Genomic DNA, 17,840 nt, shown 5'->3' on the forward strand with positions numbered 1-17,840 from the left:
CATACCCGCCCGCCGGGTATGACGCTTTTTGTTTCTGGCCCGCCGCCGCATGTCGTTTTGCTGCGGCGGGCTGCACATTTTCACGAGAGGAGACCCCGTGTCCCACGGCGATACCCCATCCGATGTATTCCACCTGGGCCTGACCCGCGCCCAGCTCGAGGGCGCTACCCTGGCCATTATTCCGGGCGACCCGGCACGCGTAGAACGCATCGCCCGCAAGCTCGACAACCCGCGCCACCTGTCTACCCAGCGCGAATTCACTACCTGGCTGGCCTATATCGATGGCAAGCCCATCGTGGTGTGTTCCACCGGTATCGGCGGCCCGTCCACGTCCATTGCGGTAGAAGAGCTGGCGCAGCTGGGTGTGCGTACCTTCCTGCGCGTGGGCACCACCGGTGCCATCCAGCCGCATATCAATGTAGGTGACGTACTGGTGACCACCGGTGCGGTGCGCCTGGACGGTGCCAGCCAGCACTTTGCGCCGCTGGCCTACCCGGCGGTAGCCGACTTTGCCTGCACCACCGCGCTGGTGAACGCCGCGCGTGATGCCGGCCAGGCGGTACACGTGGGTATCACTGCGTCGTCCGATACCTTCTACCCGGGGCAGGAACGCTACGACACCTACAGTGGCCGCGTGGTGCAGCAGTTTGCCGGCAGCATGAAAGAGTGGCAGGCCATGGGCGTGATGAACTACGAAATGGAATCGGCCACGCTGCTGACCATGTGCGCCACCATGGGCCTGCGCGCCGGTATGGTGGCGGGCGTGCTGGTGAACCGTACGCAGCAGGAAATCCCCGATAGCACGCAGATCAAGGCGTCGGAAACCACCGCGGTGGACATCGTTATCGCCGCGGCACGCCAGCTGGTGTAAGCCGTGTACGGCGGCCAACCCTGGCTGCTGCTGCAAAAAGCCCTGTCTCTGTCGAAGCAGGGCTTTTGTTTTGCGCGTGGTTTCAGCGCGGTAGTAGCCGCAGCAGCCGCCCTTGCGGCGCGTCGGTCAGCAGGTAGAGCAGGCCGTCCGGCCCCTGGCGTACGTCGCGCACGCGTTGGCCGTCGCTTACCGCCAGTTTTTCTTCCGCCACCACGCGCTGGCCTTGCAGCGTTAGCCGTGCCAGGTAGCCGAATTTCAGCGAGCCGGTAAACAGGCTGCCTTGCCACGCCTGGCCGTAGCGCGTGCTGGTCAGCCACGCCAGGCCGGACGGCGCGATGGACGGCACCCAGTAGTGCAGCGGCTGCGCCATGCCATCCTGGCGGGTGAGGCCGGCACCGATTGGCCCGCCGCCGTATTGCTGGCCGTAGCTTATTACCGGCCAGCCCTGGTTGCTGCTGGCTGCCGGGCGGTTCAGTTCATCGCCGCCTTGCGGGCCGTGCTCCACCAGCCACAGCTGGCCATCCGGGCCCAGCGTGGCCCCCTGCGGGTTGCGGTGGCCCAGGCTCCAGATGGCGGGCAGCGCGTCACTGCGGCCAACGTAGGGGTTGTCCGGCGGGATGCTGCCGTCGGGGCGTAGCCGCACCACCTTGCCCAGCGTGTTGTCCAGCCGCTGGGCGTCCTGCATGCGGCTGAAGCGTTCGCCCAGCGTAAGCCATAGCGTGCTGTCGGTTTGCTGGGCGATGCGGCAGCCAAAGTGCAGGCGGCTGGCCACTGCCGGCTGCTGGCGAAAGATCACCGCGACATCCTGTAACTGTTGGCCATCGGGGCTGAGCCGGGCGCGCGCCAGCGCCGTGCGGTTGCCGCCGTCGCCGGCCTCGCTGTAGCAAAAATACAGCTGGCGGTTGTCGGCAAAGCGGCGGTCGGCCACCACGTCCAGCAGGCCGCCCTGGCCGCCGGCATCCACTGCCGGTACACCGGCTACCCGGGCGACGCTACGGCCGCTGGCGTCCAGCAGCCAGAGTTGGCCGCGCCGCTCGCTCACCAGCATGCGGCCCTGGTCGATAAACGCCAGCGCCCACGGGTGGTGCAGGCTGTCGTTCAGCACCTCGGTGCGCACTGGCGCGGTCTGCGCGCTGGCGAAAACCGGCATGGCAAGCAAGAGCAGGGCAAAGCGATACATGACGGGCTCCATGGGCTGTGGCTGGCACGCGGGCTGCTGGCAATTTGGGTATGGCGATGTGTGTGATGGGTCTGCACACCATGCCACCTTGTGCCTGCCGGGCTTTAGTGCTGGGGCAGGCGGTGCTGTTTGGCGTAGCTGGCGCGGGCGATCTGCTGGATCTCGCACGACACCTGTATGTCCAGCGCCGGGTCGGCGGGGCAGTGCACCAGCAGCGCGTCCAGCACCAGTTGGGCCAGGGTTTGCTGTACGGCCTCGGTGCGGCCTTCCAGGATGGCCAGCCGGGCGTGGATGAAGGCGCGCTGCGGGTCGCGGGCGGTGCCGATCTGATAGCAGCTCACCATGCTGGCGCGGCTTTTGATGTCGATTTCGCTGAACTGGCCGCTGGCTTCCAGTGACAGGTTAGCTTGTTGCAGGGCGGTAGCGGCGTCGAAGCCGGCCAGGTTGTCGCTGTATTCCAGATAAAGGTGGGGCATGGCGTGTCGCATCGGCTAAGGGCTTGGGTGGCCATGATACCGCAGTGGCCGCATGCGCCCACAACTGGCCAAAACATGCGACAATCGCGCCAGTTTTTGCGGGCAGCCACGGCTGCCCGCCTTCGTTTGTTACCGGAAGCCCGCCATGTCCCAGATCGCCAGTGTGCGCGTGTTATCGCTGATCCCGCCGATGACGCAGCTGAATACGCCTTACCCGTCCACCGCCTATATCACCGGCTTTTTGCGCTCGCGCGGGGTGACGGCGGTGCAGGAAGACCTGGCGCTGGCGCTGGTGTTGCAGCTGTTTTCTACCGATGGGTTGCAGGCCATCCGCCAGCGCATCGACGCCATCGCACCCAAGAAACGCAGCGCGCAGGTGCGCTTTTTTGTCGACAATTTCGACCAGTACCTGGCCACCATCGACCGTGTGATTGCCTTTTTGCAGGGGCGTGACAGCACGCTGGCGCACCGCATTTGCAGCCGTGGCCTGCTGCCGGAGGGCGCGCGCTTTGCCGCGCTGGAAAACTATGTCGACCCGGACGACCCGTACGGTGGCGACCCGCTGGCCTGGGCGTTTGGCGCGCTGGGTAGCTACGACCGCGCCCGCCACCTGGCCACGCTGTACCTGAACGACCTGGCCGACGTGGTGCGCGACGCCGCCGATAGCCGCTTCGAGTTCGTGCGCTACGCCGAATCGCTGGCGATGAGCCAGCCCACCTTCGACCCGCTGGCCAAAGGTCTGGCCGCGCCGCCCACGCTGGTAGACGACATGTTGGCCGCGCTGGCCGTGGCAGCGGTAGAGCGTCATCAGCCCGACCTGGTGCTGCTGTCGGTGCCGTTTCCCGGTTCGGTGTACGCCGCGTTCCGCATTGCGCAAACCATCAAGGCACGTTGGCCGCATATCCGCACCGCGTTGGGCGGCGGCTTTGCCAATACCGAGCTGCGCGAGCTGAAAGAGCCGCGCGTGTTCGATTACTTTGACTTTGTCACGCTGGACGACGGCGAAAAGCCGCTGCTGGCGCTGATCGAGCACCTGCAGGGCCAGCGCGGTGTCAGCCGCCTGGTGCGCACCTATGTGCGCGAAGGCGACGCAGTGCGCTACATCAACATGATGGAAGCCGATATCCCGTTCGAAGAAGTGGGCACGCCCACCTGGGACGGCCTGCCTATCCATCGCTACCTGTCGCTGCTGGATATGCTCAACCCCATGCACCGGCTGTGGAGCGACGGCCGCTGGAACAAGCTGACGGTGGCACACGGCTGCTACTGGAAAAAATGCAGCTTCTGCGACGTCACGCTGGACTACATCTCGCGCTACGAAACCGCGTCCGCCGCCACGCTGGTAGACCGCATCGAGGCCATCATTGCCGAAACCGGTCAGACGGGCTTTCACTTTGTAGACGAAGCTGCGCCGCCCAAGATGCTGCGCGCACTGGCAGAAGAGCTGCTGCGCCGCAAGGTGTCGATATCGTGGTGGGGCAATATCCGCTTTGAAAAATCGTTCACCCCCGAGCTGTGCCAGCTGCTGGCCGAATCCGGCTGCATTGCCATCTCCGGCGGGTTGGAGGTGGCGTCCGACCGCCTGCTGAAACTGATGAAAAAAGGCGTGTCGGTAGAGCAGGTGGCGCGTGTGACGCAGGGCTTTACCGAGGCCGGCATTCTGGTGCACGCCTATCTGATGTACGGCTTCCCCACCCAGACGGTGCAAGACACGGTGGACGCGCTGGAATACGTGCGCCAGCTGTTCGAAAACGGCTGTATCCAGAGCGGCTTCTTCCACCGCTTTGCCTGTACCGTGCACTCGCCGGTGGGGCAAAGCCCGGACGAGTACGGCGTGAAGCTGATCCCGCTTCCCGAGGTCACCTTTGCCAAGAACGACGTGGGTTTCATCGACCCCACCGGTACCGACCACGACACCCTGGGCCGAGGCTTGAACAAGGCACTGTACAACTACATGCACGGTATCGGGCTGGATGCCGACGTGCGCGAGTGGTTCGACATGCGCGTGCCACGCAGCCGCGTGCCGCGCCATTTCATCAGCAAGGCACTGCACCCGCAGCGCTGATGGAGGTTTTATTGATACTGCGGCCAACCTGCAGCAAAGGTTGGCCGCATTTTTTTGCCACAGGGCGCAGGCCGGAGTAGGGTAACGCCCCTTGTTTGACGCTTTTGTGAAAGAACCCATGCGTTACGCCGTCTATTACGCGCCCGCGCCGCGCACCGCCCTGTGGCGGGCCGGCAGCGAATGGCTGGGCTGGGACGCCGCCCGTGGCGCAGCACTGCTGCCGCCCGCACTGCCCGGTGGCCTGCTAGCCAGGCTGGCCCCGCTCACGCGCCGCGCCGCGCACTACGGCTGGCACGCTACGCTCAAGGCCCCGTTCCGGTTGGCCGCTGGCGTGGACGAAGCGCAGCTGCTGCAACAGGTATCCGCACTGGCCACAGGCTGCACGCCGTTTACCTTGCCGCTGCAGGTGGGTACGCTGCGCGACGCCACCGTGCTGCGCGTGGCGGGCGATAGCTCGGCCATCGACGTGCTGGCCGAGCGCTGCGTGCGCCAGCTGCTGCCGCTGGGCGCCCCCGCGCCAGACCGCCCCGGCCTGAGCCCGCGCGAGGCCGAGCTACACGCCGCCTGGGGCTACCCTTATGTGCTGGATCAGTTCTGCTTTCACCTGACGCTGGCGCGTTACAGCCGCGAGCCGGCCTTGCAGGCCGCCATCGAGCGGGCGGCGGCGGCGCATTTCGACGGTTTGCTACAGGCCGATGTGGCAGCGTTGTCGGTGTTTGTGGAAACCCGCCCCGACGAGCCCATGCGCCTGCTGGCCGAGTGCGGCTTTAACGGCCGCCTCACGCGCCACCTGCGCTGATACTGCCAGGCGTCGCCATGCAAAAGCCCTGCGGCCAACCTTGTACGGGTTGGCCGCAGGGCTTTTGGGTGTGTGCTTTAGCTGGCTTGGCGCGCTGCTGCCGCTGCGTGCAAGCAGGCCGGGCACAGGCAGTCGCTGGTGGCGCCTGCGGGGCTGGCCAGTGGTGGCAGGTCAGCGCACCAGCAGCCGCCCTGGCGGCCACCCGTGCCGCAGGCAAAGGCGCTGCCGCATTGCGTGCAGTGTAGCTGGCGCACCGGCAGGGGCTTGCGCAGGCTGGCTATGCGGTCCAGCGCGGCCTGCTTTTGTGCGTTGCTGGCGCAGGACCAGCCGGTGATCTCATCCAGCGTGCGCAGGCAGCCGGTGCAATAGCGGCGGCTGTCGTCCAGCTTGCATTGCTTGATGCAAGGGGAGGCGACTTCAGTCATCGCTGCTTGCCATCAGCGTGAAGCTGGCCAGCAACAGGCATGTGGCTGCCGTGCAGTGCAGGGTCAGCGTGCTGGCTTGGGTGAGCCACAGCGCGTCTTGCTTGCCCAGTTCGGCAGGGCCGGCCAGCACGGTTTCACCCTGTGCCACAAAAAGCAAAGTGTGTGGCGCCACTGCCAGCTGGTGCTGGCCGGCAGCCAGTGGTAGAGACTGGCAGTCGTGGCTGGCCAGCCCCTGGCGTGTCATCACGTTGAAGTCGCGCACCTTGCCCGCCAGGCGCAAGCCGGCCAGCGGCAGGCCGCCGTCAAAGGCCAGGGGGGCATCGCCGGGGCGCAGGGTGGCGTACAGCTGTGGCCCTTTCATCAGCGCCAGGCCATCGCCTTCCAGTATGGCCAGGCTGCGGTCTACGCCGGCAAAGTGCGAAAACGGGCCGTCGCTGTCGACTTCGGCCACGCTGACGCGGTAGGTAAAGCTGTCCAGGCTGGCCCCGGGCGGGTAGGCCAGTAGCTGGCGGGTACTGCCACCGCCGTTTTTCCAGGTGCTGGGCGGGCAATCCTGTAGTCGAATAATGTGCATGATTCTTGTTTGATGTCTCTGTGCCGAGGCGCGATGGTAGCATGGCTGTTTCTGCTGCTACAGGGGGAGTAACGATGTCAGACATCACCTTGCGCCCGGCCCGCCCCGGCGACGATACCTTGCTGGCTAGCCTGCATGCGCGTAGCTGGCAGCACGCCTATGCCGGCCAACTGCCAGCTGCCTTTTTGCATGATGAGCTGGATGACTTTATGGCAGAAAAATGGGCGGCGCGGCTGGCCGAGCCTGCGGGCACCTATCGTATCGCCATTGCCGAGGTGGACGGCGTGGCCGCCGGCTTTGTCTGCCTGTGGCCTGCTGCCGAGCCGCACAAAGGCGTGTATCTGGACAACCTGCACGTGCTGTCGGCTTTTCAAGGCCTGGGGCTGGGCCGGCGCCTCATGGCCTGGGCCGCCACTGAAGTACAGCAGGGTTGGCCGCAGCAGCCCATGTTTCTATACGTGCTGGCAGCCAATAAGCAGGCGCGGGCGGTGTACCAGCGCATGGGTGGATTTGAAACAATCCATCAGGATGTGGCCATGCCGGGCAATGTCACCCTGCCTGCCATGCAGGTTACGTGGCAGGATGTGCCCGGCTTGCAGGCTTTGCTGCAACGGCAGGGGTGATGCGTCAAGGCGCTTGTCGCAGCGCAACAGCAGGGTGCGTGGTAGACTTTCGCCATCCGGTTTCTTCTTGCGTGCCAGCCTGTGCGGCCAACCCGTACCGCGGGCCGGCATGTTTTGCCATCACATGGAGCCCTGCATGTCCTCTTCGATTTTCGCCGCCGTAGAAATGGCACCGCGCGACCCGATTCTGGGTCTGAACGAAGCTTTTAACGCCGATACCCGCCCGGTTAAAGTGAACCTGGGTGTGGGCGTTTATTACGACGACAACGGCAAAATCCCGCTGCTGGCCGCAGTAAAATCCGCCGAAAAAGCCCGTCTGGAAGCCATGCCGCCGCGTGGTTACCAGCCTATCGAAGGCCCGGCTGCCTACACCCAGGCGGTGCAAAACCTGCTGTTCGGTACTGGTAGCGAGCTGGCCGAATCCGGCCGCGTGGTCACTGCCGAGGCCCTGGGTGGCACCGGTGCACTGAAAATCGGTGCCGATTTCCTGAAACGCCTGAACCCGAACGCCAAGGTGTACATCAGCGATCCGTCGTGGGAAAACCACCGCGCGCTGTTCGAGTCGGCCGGTTTCACCGTAGAAAACTACCCGTACTACGACGCAGAAACCCGTGGCGTGAACTTTGCTGCCATGAAGGCCTTCCTGCTGGGCCTGGACGCTGGCTCCATCATCGTGCTGCACGCCTGCTGCCATAACCCGACCGGCGCCGACATGAGCGATGCGCAGTGGGCTGAAGTAGTAGAAGCCTGCCGCGAAAAAGGCCTGGTGCCGTTCCTGGATATGGCTTACCAGGGCTTTGCCGATGGTATCGAAGCCGACGCCGTGGCTGTACGCCTGTTCTCCGCTTCCGGCCTGCAATTCTTCGTATCCAGCTCCTTCTCCAAGAGCTTCTCGCTGTACGGCGAGCGCGTGGGCGCGTTGTCCATCGTCACCGCCAGCAAGGAAGAAGCCGGCCGCGTGCTGTCGCAGCTGAAGCGCGTTATCCGTACCAACTACTCCAACCCGCCTATCCACGGTGGTGCCGTGGTGGCTGCCGTGCTGTCCAGCCCCGAGCTGCGCCAGCAGTGGGAAGACGAGCTGGCCGGCATGCGCGATCGCATCCGCGCCATGCGTACTGCACTGGTAGAAGCCATCCAGGCACAGGGCGTTAGCCAGGACTTCAGCTTTGTGATCAAGCAACGCGGCATGTTCAGCTACACCGGCTTGACCGTGGCCCAGGTAGAGCGCCTGAAAGAAGAGTTCGGCATTTACGCCGTGTCTACCGGCCGTATCTGCCTGGCCGCACTGAACAGCAAGAACATCGGCTACGTGGCCGAAGCCATTGCCAAGGTCGTAAAAGCCTAAGGCACTGTGCTGCATGAAAAACCCCCGCCTGCGAAAGCCGGCGGGGGTTTTCACGTATGTAAGCCAGTTTCAGTCGTGATCGTGGCCGTGGTGTTTGTGCCATTTCTGTTTTGGCCCCCAGGCCTTGCCGTGGCCGCGGCGCCCGTCATTGCGGCGGTATTCCGTGTGGCGGTATTCGCTGTGGCCGTGGCGCGGGCGGCGGTAATCCGGCCGGGCTTCCTGTTGTACTACGACGGTTTGCGGGCGGCTTTTGGCCGCGATGACCGCGCCGGTGGCACCGCCGATAGCACCACCGATGATGGCACCGTCACGGCCGCCTACGCTCTGGCCGATGGCCGCACCGGCAGCCCCGGTGGCGGCACCCACAATAACGCTGTGCAGGTCGTTGGCCTGTGCCGGCAAGCCCAGGCTGGCCAGAGCCAGTGTCGTGATGGTAAGCAGTTGGCGCATGATGCATTCCTTGTCGATTTATCGATACTGGCAGTGTAGGCAGCCAGCGCTGCGCGATCTGCCGTGCTTTGGTGTGCACTGTGTGACGGTGTGTGACAGGGGGCTTGACCAGCCTGCGGGGGCTGGCAAAAATATTCTCCCGATTATCTTGCTGCTGTTACAGCCCTTACCGTATGTCTACCGTGTCTGCCTGCCAGGATTGCGGCGCTTGCTGCGCGACGTTTCGTGTGTCTTTCTATTGGGCCGAGGCCGAAGATGGCGGCGGCGGGGTGCCAGTACCCCTGACCGAAAAGGTAGACAGCTTTCACCGCTGCATGCGCGGCACCTGGTCGGCAGCGCCGCGTTGTGCGGCATTGCAAGGCGAGGTTGGCCGCAAGGTAAGCTGTACGATTTACCCGCAGCGCCCCAGCCCGTGCCACCAGGTGGAAGAGGGCTCGGCACAGTGCCAGCGGGCGCGCCGCCATCATGGCCTGCAGCCGCTGCCTGCGCGCGTACCGGCATGAAAAAGCCCGGCTAGCCAAGGCTGCCGGGCGGGGTCTGCGTGACAGGGTCAGACTTTGTTCTGACAGGGGATCACTTCCATCTGCGTCAGCAAGTCCATGACCTCGACCGAGGCACGCTCCATATCCTGCAGGGCGCGGGTGGCATTGCCAAAGTCGCCGGCGTAGAAAGCCTGCAGCGCCTTGCGGCCTTGTTCGTGCACGCGTTCGTGCGGCGCATCCAGCTGGGTGTAGGTGTGTGTGCCACGGCATTCGTGGTGGCCACGGCCCTCAAAGTACCATTTGCCCAGGCGGCAGTTGCGGTGGCTGGAAACCTGTTCCGGATTCAGCGTGTGGTAGCCGATGAAGGCTTTGTAGATGTCCAGCTTGAACAGCACGTGGTCCAGTTTGACCACTTCCATGAAGCTGGTGTTGGTGCCGGTAGCAATGGCATTGGCCATGGCCTCGCTATCGCTGACCAGCTTCTTGATCGAGGTGGCAATTTCCAGGCCGGTGTTGCGGTAGCCTTCCGCCTGCAGGGCGGCTTCGCCTACTTGCTGTTTGGTGTTGTTGGACGCGGTTTCCACGTCGGTCACCAGGCTGGCGATTTCATTGGTGGCCTGGCTGGTGCGTTCGGCCAGCTTGCGTACTTCGTCTGCCACCACGGCAAAGCCGCGGCCTTGCTCGCCGGCGCGGGCGGCTTCGATGGCGGCGTTTAGCGCCAGCAGGTTGGTCTGGTCGGCTACGTCTTTGATCAGCTGCACAAACTGGCGGATCTGCCCGGTTTTGCTGCTGAGGGTATCCATCTGCTGTGCGGTTTGTTGCTGGGCGTCGGCGATGCGGGTAAAGCTTTCTGCCAGGGTATCTACCGCGCCGCGAGTGTGGTGCAGGCTGGAGATGGCGTCGGTCGCCAGGGCAAATTTGCTTTCCATCATCTCGGCCAGGGCGGCAAAAGACTGGCGGATAGAGGCGGTGCTGTCACAAAACTCGCCAAACGGCTCGCGGTAGACCGCGCGTTTTGACTGGTTGACCTGTTCTTCCTGTTGCGCTTGCTGACACTGTTGGTAGGCATTCTGGCAGGCGTCCAGCTCACGGGCCAGACTGGCTTTTTCTTTGTCCAGCTCGTCGATACGGGCTTGCAGGGCTTCTATTTTTTTACGGTTGCCAAACATCTTCTAATGCTCCATCCAGAGTGATCGCTCGAATTCATCGTTGTCATGCCGAGGATACCTGCACCCGCCTGCCCGTGCCTAAGGTTTTATGCTGCCGCCTTGTCGTGAATCAGCTTTATATCAATGGCAAGTATTCGGTTTTCCGAACGTGCTACGGCTGGGTGTACGGCAAACCGGCAAGTTTTTGATGGCTTTTTTCTTTAAGTCTTTGTTTTTTAATGGCTGGGTACGGGCAATAAAACCTGGCCTGCAATCTGCTTATATAAGCCCGAGCCGTTACCCGAATGCGGCCAATAAAAACACCTCGGGATAGAGCAAAAACCACAATCCGGCAACGACCGGACGTCGTCGGGCCGCCTCGCAGCGGTGACAGCTGCGGGGCGGTTCACGGCCCATCTCCCCCTTCCTTACTGCGTGATCTGGCCGCTGGCTCCAGGGTGTGATAGAACGCTTGGATCTCTGCACATGTTCCGGCTATTTCTCGACATGATTACCTCCCGAATACGCAAGCCGCTGGTCTGGGTCAGCGTGCTGCTGCTATTGGTGCTGCTGTTTAGCCTGATGACGTACCGTATCTCGTTCCGGGCTGGCACCGAGGCGCTGCGCGAAAGCGGCAACCGCCAGCTGGAGCTGCACGCGCGCGGGGTGGAGAGTGAAATCGAGCGCTATATCTGGCTGCCGCGCCTGCTGGGCCTGCATACCGCTACCCGCTTGCTGCTGCAGCAGGACAACCCCGGCATCCGCACGGAAGTAGACAACTTCTCCACGCTGCGGCGCGAGGTCAACGAGTACCTGGACGGCATGAGTACGCGCAGCGGCACGCTGGCGCTATTTGTGCTGGATGGGAGCGGGCGCGTGCTGGCGGCCAGCAACTGGCGGCGCAACGATAGCTCGGTGGGCGAGGATATGTCGCAGCGGCCGTATTTCGTGGAAGCCATGGCCGGTGGCCAGGGCCAGTTTTACGGCCTGGACAGCATGTCCGGCGAGCCGGGTTACTACCTGTCCAGCCCCCTGCGCATAGGCGACCGTATTATCGGCGTGGCCGTGGCCAAGGTGCGGCTAAGCCAGCTGGAACAAGGCTGGCGCAAGGCCAACTCCAATGCGCTGGTCACCGACGAAAACGGCGTGGTGATCCTGTCCACCAACCCGGACTGGTACCTGCGTGCGTTGCACCCCATTAGCGCCGAGCGGCGCGAGCAGCTGGCGCGCAGCCTGCAATACCACTGGTCGCCACTGCCGATATTGAGCCTGGCCGAGCGTGTGACGCTGTCGCCTGGCGTGGAGCAGTGGGGCGTTGGCGATGCGGCCAACCCGCTGCGCGTGCACCGCTTTCTGGTGCAGTCGCGCACGCTGAACGACACGCGCTGGCAGCTCACCATGCTCAGCCCGCTAAACGACGTGCGCAGCGCCGCACTGACGCACGCCATGCTGTCGGCGGCCATCGTGGCGTTTCTTACCCTGCTGATCATTGCCATGAACGAGCGGCGCAAGGCGCTGGCCACCAAGCTGGCGGCGCGTGAGGCGCTGGAAGAAGCCAATAGCGAGCTGGAGCGTCGGATTACCGAACGCACCGCCGACCTGAAAGCCAGTAACGACCGCCTGCGCGCCGAAATCCGCGAGCGCGAGCTGGCCGAGCAAAGCCTGCGCAAAACCCAGAACGAGCTGATCCAGGCCGGCAAGCTGGCGGTGATCGGGCAGATGTCCACCAGCATTGCCCACGAGCTGAACCAGCCGCTGGCCGCGCTGCGCACGCTATCGGGCAATACGGTGAAATTCATGCAGCGCGGTGCCTACGATGTGGCCGCGGCCAACCTGCAAACCATTGGCGAGCTGGTCGAGCGCATGGGCAAGATCACCGCCTCGCTGCGCTCGTTTGCGCGCCGCTCCGAGCACGCCGGTGGCCGCGCCAGGTTGGCCGCAGCGGTAGACGCGGCCCTGTTTTTGCTACACCCGCGGCTAAGCCGCGAGCCGGTGACCGTCGTGAACCAGCTGCAGGACGTGGAGCTGGCCATCGACCAGACGCGGCTGGAGCAGATTCTGGTGAACCTGCTGGCCAACGCCATGGACGCGCTACAAGGGCGTACCGACCCCACCATCGTGCTGCGCGGCCAGGCAGAGGGCAGCCGCTACGCCTTGGCCGTCAGCGACAATGGCTGCGGCCTGCCACAGCACGTGATGCAGCATTTGTTCGAACCGTTTTTTACCACCAAGCCCGCAGACCGTGGCCTGGGCCTGGGGCTCACGCTGTCGGCCAGCCTGGCGGCAGCGGCTGATGGCGCGCTCAAGGCTGGCGCCTCGGCGAGCGGTGGTGCCGAATTCACCCTTACCTTGCCCCTGTACGCAGGGGAGGACGCACACCATGCATGATGACCTGACCGTATTGTTTGTCGAGGACGACCCACACGTGCTGCTGGGCTGTCAGCAGGCGCTGCTGCTGGAAGACATTCCGGTAGTGGGCTGCGCCAGTGCCGAGCTGGCACTGCAGAAAATCGAAGCCGGCATGGTGCCCGGCATTGTCATCAGTGACATCCGCCTGCCCGGCATGGACGGGCTCACGCTGATGGACCGCCTGCTGCAGGTCGATCGCCAGCTGCCGGTGGTGCTGATTACCGGCCACGGCGACGTAGCCATGGCGGTGCAAGCCATGAAAGACGGCGCCTACGATTTTGTGGAAAAGCCGTTCTCGCCGGAAAAGCTGGTAGACGTGGCCCGCCGCGCGCTGGCCCAGCGCCGGCTCACACTGGAGGTGGCCAGCCTGCGCCGCCAGCTGGACGGCCGCCAGTCGCTGGAACAGCGCATTATCGGGCGCTCCGATGGCATACGCCGCCTGCGCGAGCTGCTGCTGAACGTGGCGGATACCTCGGCCAACGTGCTGATCAACGGCGAAACCGGTACTGGTAAAGAGCTGGTGGCCAGCTGCCTGCACGATTTCAGCCGCCGCAAAGACCACCAGTACGTGGCCATCAACTGCGGTGGCCTGCCGGAAAACCTGTTCGAAAGCGAAATCTTCGGCCACGAGGCCAATGCGTTTACCGGTGCCGGCAAGCGCCGTATCGGCAAGATAGAGCACGCCAACAAAGGCACGCTGTTTCTGGACGAAGTCGAGTCCATGCCGATCAACCTGCAGATCAAGCTGCTGCGCGTGCTGCAAGAGCACAAGCTGGAGCGCCTGGGCAGCAACCAGTCGGTACCGGTGGACTGCCGCCTGATTGCGGCCACTAAGGACGACCTGGATGCGTTGTCGCAGCAGGGCAAGTTCCGCTCCGATTTTTACTACCGGCTGAACGTGGTCACGCTGGAGCTGCCGCCGCTGCGCGAGCGGCGCGAGGATATCCCGTTGCTGTTCGACTGTTTCTTGCAGCAGGCTGCATTGCGCTTCGACCGCGAGCCCAGCGGGCTGGACCGCAAAACCCAGAGCCAGCTGATGGCGCACGACTGGCCGGGCAATGTGCGCGAGCTGCGTAATGTGGCCGAGCGCTTTGCCCTGGGCCTGCCGGTATTCAAGGGCAGTGGTGGCGAAAGTGTGAACCACAGCCTGTCCGACGCGGTAGAAGCCTACGAAAAAAGCCTGATTGTGGAAGCGCTGCGCCGCCATGGCGGCAATATGACGCAGGCCAGTGCCGCGCTGGGCACCCCTAAAACCACGCTGTTCGACAAGGTTAAAAAGTACGGCCTGCAAAGCAGCTAGCTGCCGTGCTGTGCCTGTCAGCCAGCCTGGCGCACAGGTAAGCCAACCCGCACCAGCCCGCGCCATGTTTGCGCGGGCTTTTGCATGGCGGACCGTAGGCGTACCGGGCCGCGTGCTGGCCAGCCGGCAGCGCTGGGGCAAGTTGGCCACCTGGCTCGGGGCGCTTGCCTTTTGCATCACCCAAATTGGGCGGCCGTATTGCTTCGATAAAATGTGCCTGCGTCACAATCGCTGATTCACTACTGTTCAACAGGTTGGTTGATGACGGTTTCGCAGCACATCGTACGTACGCTGCTGGCGGTATGGCTGCCGGTGGTGCTGGGCTTGGGCTGGCTGCTGCATGGTGGCTGGCAAGCCCAGCAGGCCGCCGTGCACCAGCAGCTGGATGCCCTGGCGTTGCAGCAGCAAAGGCTGCTCGATGGCCAGCTGCGCCAGGGGCAGCGCGTCGCCGCCGCGCTGGCGGCCACCGCCTGGGCGCAGGCGCTGGATGCGCGCCGTTGCCCGCCGGGCGATATGCAGCAATTTCTGCTGGGGGCCTACGGCTTCAGTAATGCGGTGACGCTGAATGCTGCTGGTCAGGTGGTGTGCTCGGCACTGCCGGTAGATGCCGCTGCGCGCTTGCGGGTACGGCAGCTGCCCGAGCTGGCCGGTTTGCTGGCCCAGCGTCGCCTGGCCGTGAGTGAGCCCATGCAGGCGCCGATCTCGCGCCGCCGCGTGGTGGTGGTATCGCAGCCCTTGTGGGGGGCTGCGGGGCAGCTGCGCGGCCAGGTTGTCTTGCCGCTGGATTTGCAAGACCTGGCCAAGCCGGCCTTGCAAAGCGGCTTGCCCGATGGCCTGGCGTGGCGCGTTTACAGCACGGGCGGTGCGACCTTGCAGCAGTCTGGTGCTGACGACGCTGCCGATAGCCTGCGTGTGCAGCGCCAGCTGGATAACGCCCCGTGGCGCGTGCAGGTGAGCGTGCCTTATGCCTCGGTGCGCGCCCAGCTGGTGCGCCAGGGGCTGCCGCTGATGCTGGGCATGCTGGCCGCCATGCTGCTGGCGGTGGCGGCAGGCTGGCTGTTTGCCCGCTATCTGCTGCGCAGCATTCGCCAGTTATCCGGTTTTGTACAGCGCGTGGGGCAGGGCGAGGCCAGCCTGCGTATCGAGCCGGTCGGCCCCCAGGAACTGGTGCTACTGGGGCAGGCGATCAACCGCATGCTGGACGCGGCCGACTATTCCGAGTCGCGTTACCGCTTGCTGTTTGCCGCCTCGACCGATGGCGTGCTGGTGGTCAACACCCAGATGCACATCCTGGCGGTCAATGAGCAAGGCGCCAGCATGTTTGGCTACAGCGTGGATGAGCTCACCGGCCAGAGCGTGGAGGTGCTGATTCCGCACGCACTGAGAGCGGCGCACCGCCATGTGTCGGGCGGTTATGCGGCCAACCCGGTGGGCCGCAGCATGGGCCACCGCCCCACGCTACGGGGCGTGCGCCAGGATGGCAGTGAAGTACTGGTGCAAATTACCCTGAGCCCGCTGCCAACGGGGGGCGTGGCCGCCATCGTGCGCGATGTCAGCGAGCGCCACCAGATGCAGGCGCGCATGCAGTGGCTGGCGCAGTACGACTCGCTGACCAATCTGCCCAACCGTGTGCTACTGGCCGACCGGCTGGAGCAAGCCCTGCGCCGGGCGCAGTTCAGCCAGCAGCCCTTGGCCCTGGTGCTGGTGGGGCTGGATCATTTCAAGCTGATCAACGAAACCTGGGGCCACAGCAGTGGCGACCGCGTGTTGTCACAGTTTGGCCGCCGGGTGCTCGATAGCCTGGGCGAGGGCTGGACCGTGGCCCGAGTGGGCGGGGACGAGTTTGCCATTGTGGTAGAGGATGCCGCCGAGCCGCACCAGCTGCCCGGCGTGCTGGAAAAACTGCGCCAGGCGCTGTTGGCCCCGCTGGATGGGGCGGGCAGCAGCCGGCTGGTGGTCGGTGGCTCCATGGGGGTGGCGCTGTTTCCGGATGACGCAGAAGACGCGGGCGAGCTGCTCAAGGCGGCCGACATGGCGCTGGAGCAAGCCAAGCTGCGTCAGCGCGGTGGCGTGCGCTTTTACAGCGAGCAGCACGTACCGCGCTACCGTCAGGAGCTGGAGCTGGAAGCCCGGCTGCGCGAGGCCATCGCTGCCGATGCGCTGTTGCCGTACTTTCAGCCCATCGTGAATACCGATAGCGGGCAGATCGTGTGTGTTGAAGCCTTGGTACGTTGGCCGCAGACAGACGGCATGGTGTCGCCGGCGGCGTTTTTGCCGGTGGCCGAGGCGGCGGGCCTGCTGCCGGGGCTAGAGCGCCTGGTGCGGCGCAAGGCGCTGGCGGCGGTGCGTGCCTGGCACGACGAAGGCCTGCTCTTGCAGCTGTCGCTGAATGTGTCGGCAGCTGAGTTCGACAGCCCGCATTTCGTGGATGACATGGCCCTGTTGGTGCGCGAGGCCGGGCTGCAGCCCGACATGCTGGTGCTGGAAATTACCGAAGGCGCCGTGCTGGGCAACCAGGATGCCGCCCAGGCGCGCATGCAGCAGCTGCAGGCCAGTGGCTACCGTATTGCCATCGATGATTTTGGTACCGGTTATTCCAGCTTGTCGTATCTGCACAGCTACCCGTTTGACCGGCTCAAGCTGGACCGCTCCTTTGTGGCGCGGCTTACCCATGACGAGCGGGCGCGCAAGGTGACGGCAGCCATTATTGCCATGGCGCACGAGCTGTCGCTGGTGGTGATTGCGGAAGGGGTGGAAGAGGCCGACCAACTGGCGGTATTGCAAGCCATGGGTTGCAATCAGGTGCAAGGGTTCTACCTGCACCGGCCGCTGTCTGCCCAGGCATTGGGCGAGCTTATGCGCCACCCTCGCGTGCTGCAGCCTGCAATGCCTTGAGCTTTTCAGCCGTACGCATGATCAGGCCAGCCTGGGCCAGCAACAGCTGGTGATAGCTGGCCTGTTTTTCATGGTTGACCAGCAGGCCGCCATTGGGCAGCCGTGTTACCCAACCCGCTTCGATCAGCTGCAGTATCTTGCGGCGCACGGTTTCACGCGGGTAGCCGGTGGCTTCGGCCAGCGAATGGATATTGGAAAACGCATAACCTTCGGCCGCCAGGCCGTGGCGCGCTTGGGCTACCGGGTGGCGGCTGCTGATTTCGCTTAGCAGGTAGGCTTTGATCAGGTCACCGTCAAACAGCGCTACCTGGCTGCGCGCCTGTTCGGTGTGCAGGTGGTTTACCAGTGCCGCCAGGCAGGCTGCATTGTTGGTGCCTGCCGCGGGCTGGCGAAACTGCTGCAGGCAGCAAGCGGGGATATGCTCCTGCTGCAAACAGGCGGGGTAGCTGCAGATGCTGGCAATCGGCCAGGTGTGTTGGCTCATGGGGTATCCGTTTTGGGTGTGGCATCGCGTCGATAACGCCTGTCCAGTGTAGGCGTGCAGGGTGGCTGCATTTTTAATCTGCGTCAGTAGTCTGCATTGCTGCGCTATGTTTTATGTGCTTGGCCGGCGCTGGGGCTGTGCGCGGCGGGTTTGCCAGTGCAGGCAGGTCTGGGCTGGTGGCGGCTGGTCTATTGGATGGGGCGGCTGTGGTGTGCGCGCTGGCTGGCGAGGGGCGGTGTCTTTGCTTGACGGGTGCGTTTGATTGTTTCTAGCATGCCTTGCCGAGTGTCTCGGCCATGGCGCGGCAGTGTGTG

At 64.3% G+C, this 17,840-nt stretch carries 16 protein-coding genes; 9 read left to right on the forward strand and 7 right to left on the reverse strand.

The window, feature by feature from the left end; all coding sequences use genetic code 11:
• Nucleotides 1–97: 97 nt before the first annotated feature.
• Nucleotides 98–871 carry a uridine phosphorylase gene (udp, locus tag ACZ9XP_RS14650; RefSeq protein WP_147688975.1) on the forward strand — a complete coding sequence of 258 codons (774 nt, stop codon included), beginning with the start codon at nt 98–100 and terminating at the stop codon, nt 869–871.
• Nucleotides 872–953: 82 nt separating this feature from the next.
• Here the strand turns inward: udp and ACZ9XP_RS14655 are convergent, their stop codons facing one another.
• Nucleotides 954–2,051, reverse strand: coding sequence for a PQQ-dependent sugar dehydrogenase (locus ACZ9XP_RS14655; protein ID WP_147688974.1), 1,098 nt, complete (start codon nt 2,049–2,051; stop codon nt 954–956).
• A 104-nt stretch (nt 2,052–2,155) separates the two neighbouring features.
• Complete coding sequence (locus ACZ9XP_RS14660; RefSeq protein ID WP_147688973.1) at nt 2,156–2,527, reverse strand: 5-carboxymethyl-2-hydroxymuconate Delta-isomerase; 372 nt, start codon at nt 2,525–2,527, stop codon at nt 2,156–2,158.
• A gap of 145 nt (nt 2,528–2,672) precedes the next feature.
• Between ACZ9XP_RS14660 and ACZ9XP_RS14665 the strand changes: the two genes are divergently transcribed.
• Nucleotides 2,673–4,592: a radical SAM protein gene (locus ACZ9XP_RS14665; RefSeq protein ID WP_147688972.1), complete on the forward strand. Its 1,920-nt coding sequence runs from the start codon at nt 2,673–2,675 to the stop codon at nt 4,590–4,592.
• 118 nt (nt 4,593–4,710) lie between these two features.
• Nucleotides 4,711–5,391 (forward strand): DUF1045 domain-containing protein, encoded by a 681-nt coding sequence (locus ACZ9XP_RS14670; RefSeq protein ID WP_147688971.1) that lies wholly within the window; start codon nt 4,711–4,713, stop codon nt 5,389–5,391.
• A gap of 77 nt (nt 5,392–5,468) precedes the next feature.
• Here the strand turns inward: ACZ9XP_RS14670 and ACZ9XP_RS14675 are convergent, their stop codons facing one another.
• Entirely contained in the window at nt 5,469–5,816 is a 348-nt protein-coding gene (locus ACZ9XP_RS14675) for a DUF1289 domain-containing protein (protein WP_147688970.1), read from the reverse strand.
• Entirely contained in the window at nt 5,809–6,390 is a 582-nt protein-coding gene (locus tag ACZ9XP_RS14680; protein ID WP_147688969.1) for a HutD family protein, read from the reverse strand. The genes ACZ9XP_RS14675 and ACZ9XP_RS14680 overlap by 8 nt, the downstream gene beginning before the upstream one ends.
• A 74-nt stretch (nt 6,391–6,464) precedes the next feature.
• On the opposite strand from ACZ9XP_RS14680, the gene ACZ9XP_RS14685 reads away from it, so the two are divergent.
• On the forward strand, nt 6,465–7,013 hold the full coding sequence (locus ACZ9XP_RS14685) for a GNAT family N-acetyltransferase (protein ID WP_147688968.1): 549 nt from the start codon (nt 6,465–6,467) through the stop codon (nt 7,011–7,013).
• A 136-nt stretch (nt 7,014–7,149) separates the two neighbouring features.
• Complete coding sequence (locus ACZ9XP_RS14690; protein WP_147688967.1) at nt 7,150–8,358, forward strand: amino acid aminotransferase; 1,209 nt, start codon at nt 7,150–7,152, stop codon at nt 8,356–8,358.
• A gap of 69 nt (nt 8,359–8,427) precedes the next feature.
• Here the strand turns inward: ACZ9XP_RS14690 and ACZ9XP_RS14695 are convergent, their stop codons facing one another.
• Nucleotides 8,428–8,808 carry a hypothetical protein gene (locus ACZ9XP_RS14695; RefSeq protein ID WP_147688966.1) on the reverse strand — a complete coding sequence of 127 codons (381 nt, stop codon included), beginning with the start codon at nt 8,806–8,808 and terminating at the stop codon, nt 8,428–8,430.
• Between the two features lie 173 nt (nt 8,809–8,981).
• On the opposite strand from ACZ9XP_RS14695, the gene ACZ9XP_RS14700 reads away from it, so the two are divergent.
• Nucleotides 8,982–9,311: a YkgJ family cysteine cluster protein gene (locus tag ACZ9XP_RS14700; protein WP_147688965.1), complete on the forward strand. Its 330-nt coding sequence runs from the start codon at nt 8,982–8,984 to the stop codon at nt 9,309–9,311.
• 47 nt (nt 9,312–9,358) lie between these two features.
• On the opposite strand, the gene ACZ9XP_RS14705 is transcribed toward ACZ9XP_RS14700, so the two are convergent.
• On the reverse strand, nt 9,359–10,459 hold the full coding sequence (locus ACZ9XP_RS14705; protein ID WP_147688964.1) for a methyl-accepting chemotaxis protein: 1,101 nt from the start codon (nt 10,457–10,459) through the stop codon (nt 9,359–9,361).
• A 465-nt stretch (nt 10,460–10,924) separates the two neighbouring features.
• On the opposite strand from ACZ9XP_RS14705, the gene ACZ9XP_RS14710 reads away from it, so the two are divergent.
• The 3 genes from ACZ9XP_RS14710 to ACZ9XP_RS14720 all read left to right on the forward strand — a co-directional run bounded on the left by ACZ9XP_RS14710 (nt 10,925) and on the right by ACZ9XP_RS14720 (nt 17,042).
• Nucleotides 10,925–12,826 (forward strand): ATP-binding protein, encoded by a 1,902-nt coding sequence (locus tag ACZ9XP_RS14710; RefSeq protein ID WP_206211484.1) that lies wholly within the window; start codon nt 10,925–10,927, stop codon nt 12,824–12,826.
• On the forward strand, nt 12,819–14,147 hold the full coding sequence (aauR, locus tag ACZ9XP_RS14715; RefSeq protein WP_465188669.1) for a two-component response regulator AauR: 1,329 nt from the start codon (nt 12,819–12,821) through the stop codon (nt 14,145–14,147). The genes ACZ9XP_RS14710 and aauR overlap by 8 nt, the downstream gene beginning before the upstream one ends.
• 261 nt (nt 14,148–14,408) lie before the next feature.
• Nucleotides 14,409–17,042 carry a bifunctional diguanylate cyclase/phosphodiesterase gene (locus ACZ9XP_RS14720; RefSeq protein WP_465188670.1) on the forward strand — a complete coding sequence of 878 codons (2,634 nt, stop codon included), beginning with the start codon at nt 14,409–14,411 and terminating at the stop codon, nt 17,040–17,042.
• On the opposite strand, the gene ACZ9XP_RS14725 is transcribed toward ACZ9XP_RS14720, so the two are convergent.
• A complete protein-coding gene (locus ACZ9XP_RS14725) occupies nt 17,002–17,526 on the reverse strand; it encodes a hypothetical protein (protein WP_465188671.1) in 525 nt (174 codons plus the stop codon). The genes ACZ9XP_RS14720 and ACZ9XP_RS14725 overlap by 41 nt on opposite strands.
• Between the last annotated feature and the right edge of the window lie 314 nt (nt 17,527–17,840).

Source organism: Vogesella perlucida (assembly GCF_979366545.1).

What these genes read in the sequence shown, in the direction of transcription:
- ACZ9XP_RS14660 (WP_147688973.1), bottom strand. Translation starts at nt 2,527, where the DNA reads ATGCCCCACCTTTATCTGGAATACAGCGACAACCTGGCCGGCTTCGAC.
- ACZ9XP_RS14720 (WP_465188670.1), top strand. Translation starts at nt 14,409, where the DNA reads ATGACGGTTTCGCAGCACATCGTACGTACGCTGCTGGCGGTATGGCTG.
- ACZ9XP_RS14675 (WP_147688970.1), bottom strand. Translation starts at nt 5,816, where the DNA reads ATGACTGAAGTCGCCTCCCCTTGCATCAAGCAATGCAAGCTGGACGAC.
- ACZ9XP_RS14705 (WP_147688964.1), bottom strand. Translation starts at nt 10,459, where the DNA reads ATGTTTGGCAACCGTAAAAAAATAGAAGCCCTGCAAGCCCGTATCGAC.
- ACZ9XP_RS14690 (WP_147688967.1), top strand. Translation starts at nt 7,150, where the DNA reads ATGTCCTCTTCGATTTTCGCCGCCGTAGAAATGGCACCGCGCGACCCG.
- ACZ9XP_RS14670 (WP_147688971.1), top strand. Translation starts at nt 4,711, where the DNA reads ATGCGTTACGCCGTCTATTACGCGCCCGCGCCGCGCACCGCCCTGTGG.
- ACZ9XP_RS14695 (WP_147688966.1), bottom strand. Translation starts at nt 8,808, where the DNA reads ATGCGCCAACTGCTTACCATCACGACACTGGCTCTGGCCAGCCTGGGC.
- ACZ9XP_RS14680 (WP_147688969.1), bottom strand. Translation starts at nt 6,390, where the DNA reads ATGCACATTATTCGACTACAGGATTGCCCGCCCAGCACCTGGAAAAAC.
- aauR (WP_465188669.1), top strand. Translation starts at nt 12,819, where the DNA reads ATGCATGATGACCTGACCGTATTGTTTGTCGAGGACGACCCACACGTG.
- ACZ9XP_RS14655 (WP_147688974.1), bottom strand. Translation starts at nt 2,051, where the DNA reads ATGTATCGCTTTGCCCTGCTCTTGCTTGCCATGCCGGTTTTCGCCAGC.
- ACZ9XP_RS14725 (WP_465188671.1), bottom strand. Translation starts at nt 17,526, where the DNA reads ATGAGCCAACACACCTGGCCGATTGCCAGCATCTGCAGCTACCCCGCC.
- ACZ9XP_RS14665 (WP_147688972.1), top strand. Translation starts at nt 2,673, where the DNA reads ATGTCCCAGATCGCCAGTGTGCGCGTGTTATCGCTGATCCCGCCGATG.
- ACZ9XP_RS14710 (WP_206211484.1), top strand. Translation starts at nt 10,925, where the DNA reads ATGTTCCGGCTATTTCTCGACATGATTACCTCCCGAATACGCAAGCCG.
- ACZ9XP_RS14700 (WP_147688965.1), top strand. Translation starts at nt 8,982, where the DNA reads ATGTCTACCGTGTCTGCCTGCCAGGATTGCGGCGCTTGCTGCGCGACG.
- ACZ9XP_RS14685 (WP_147688968.1), top strand. Translation starts at nt 6,465, where the DNA reads ATGTCAGACATCACCTTGCGCCCGGCCCGCCCCGGCGACGATACCTTG.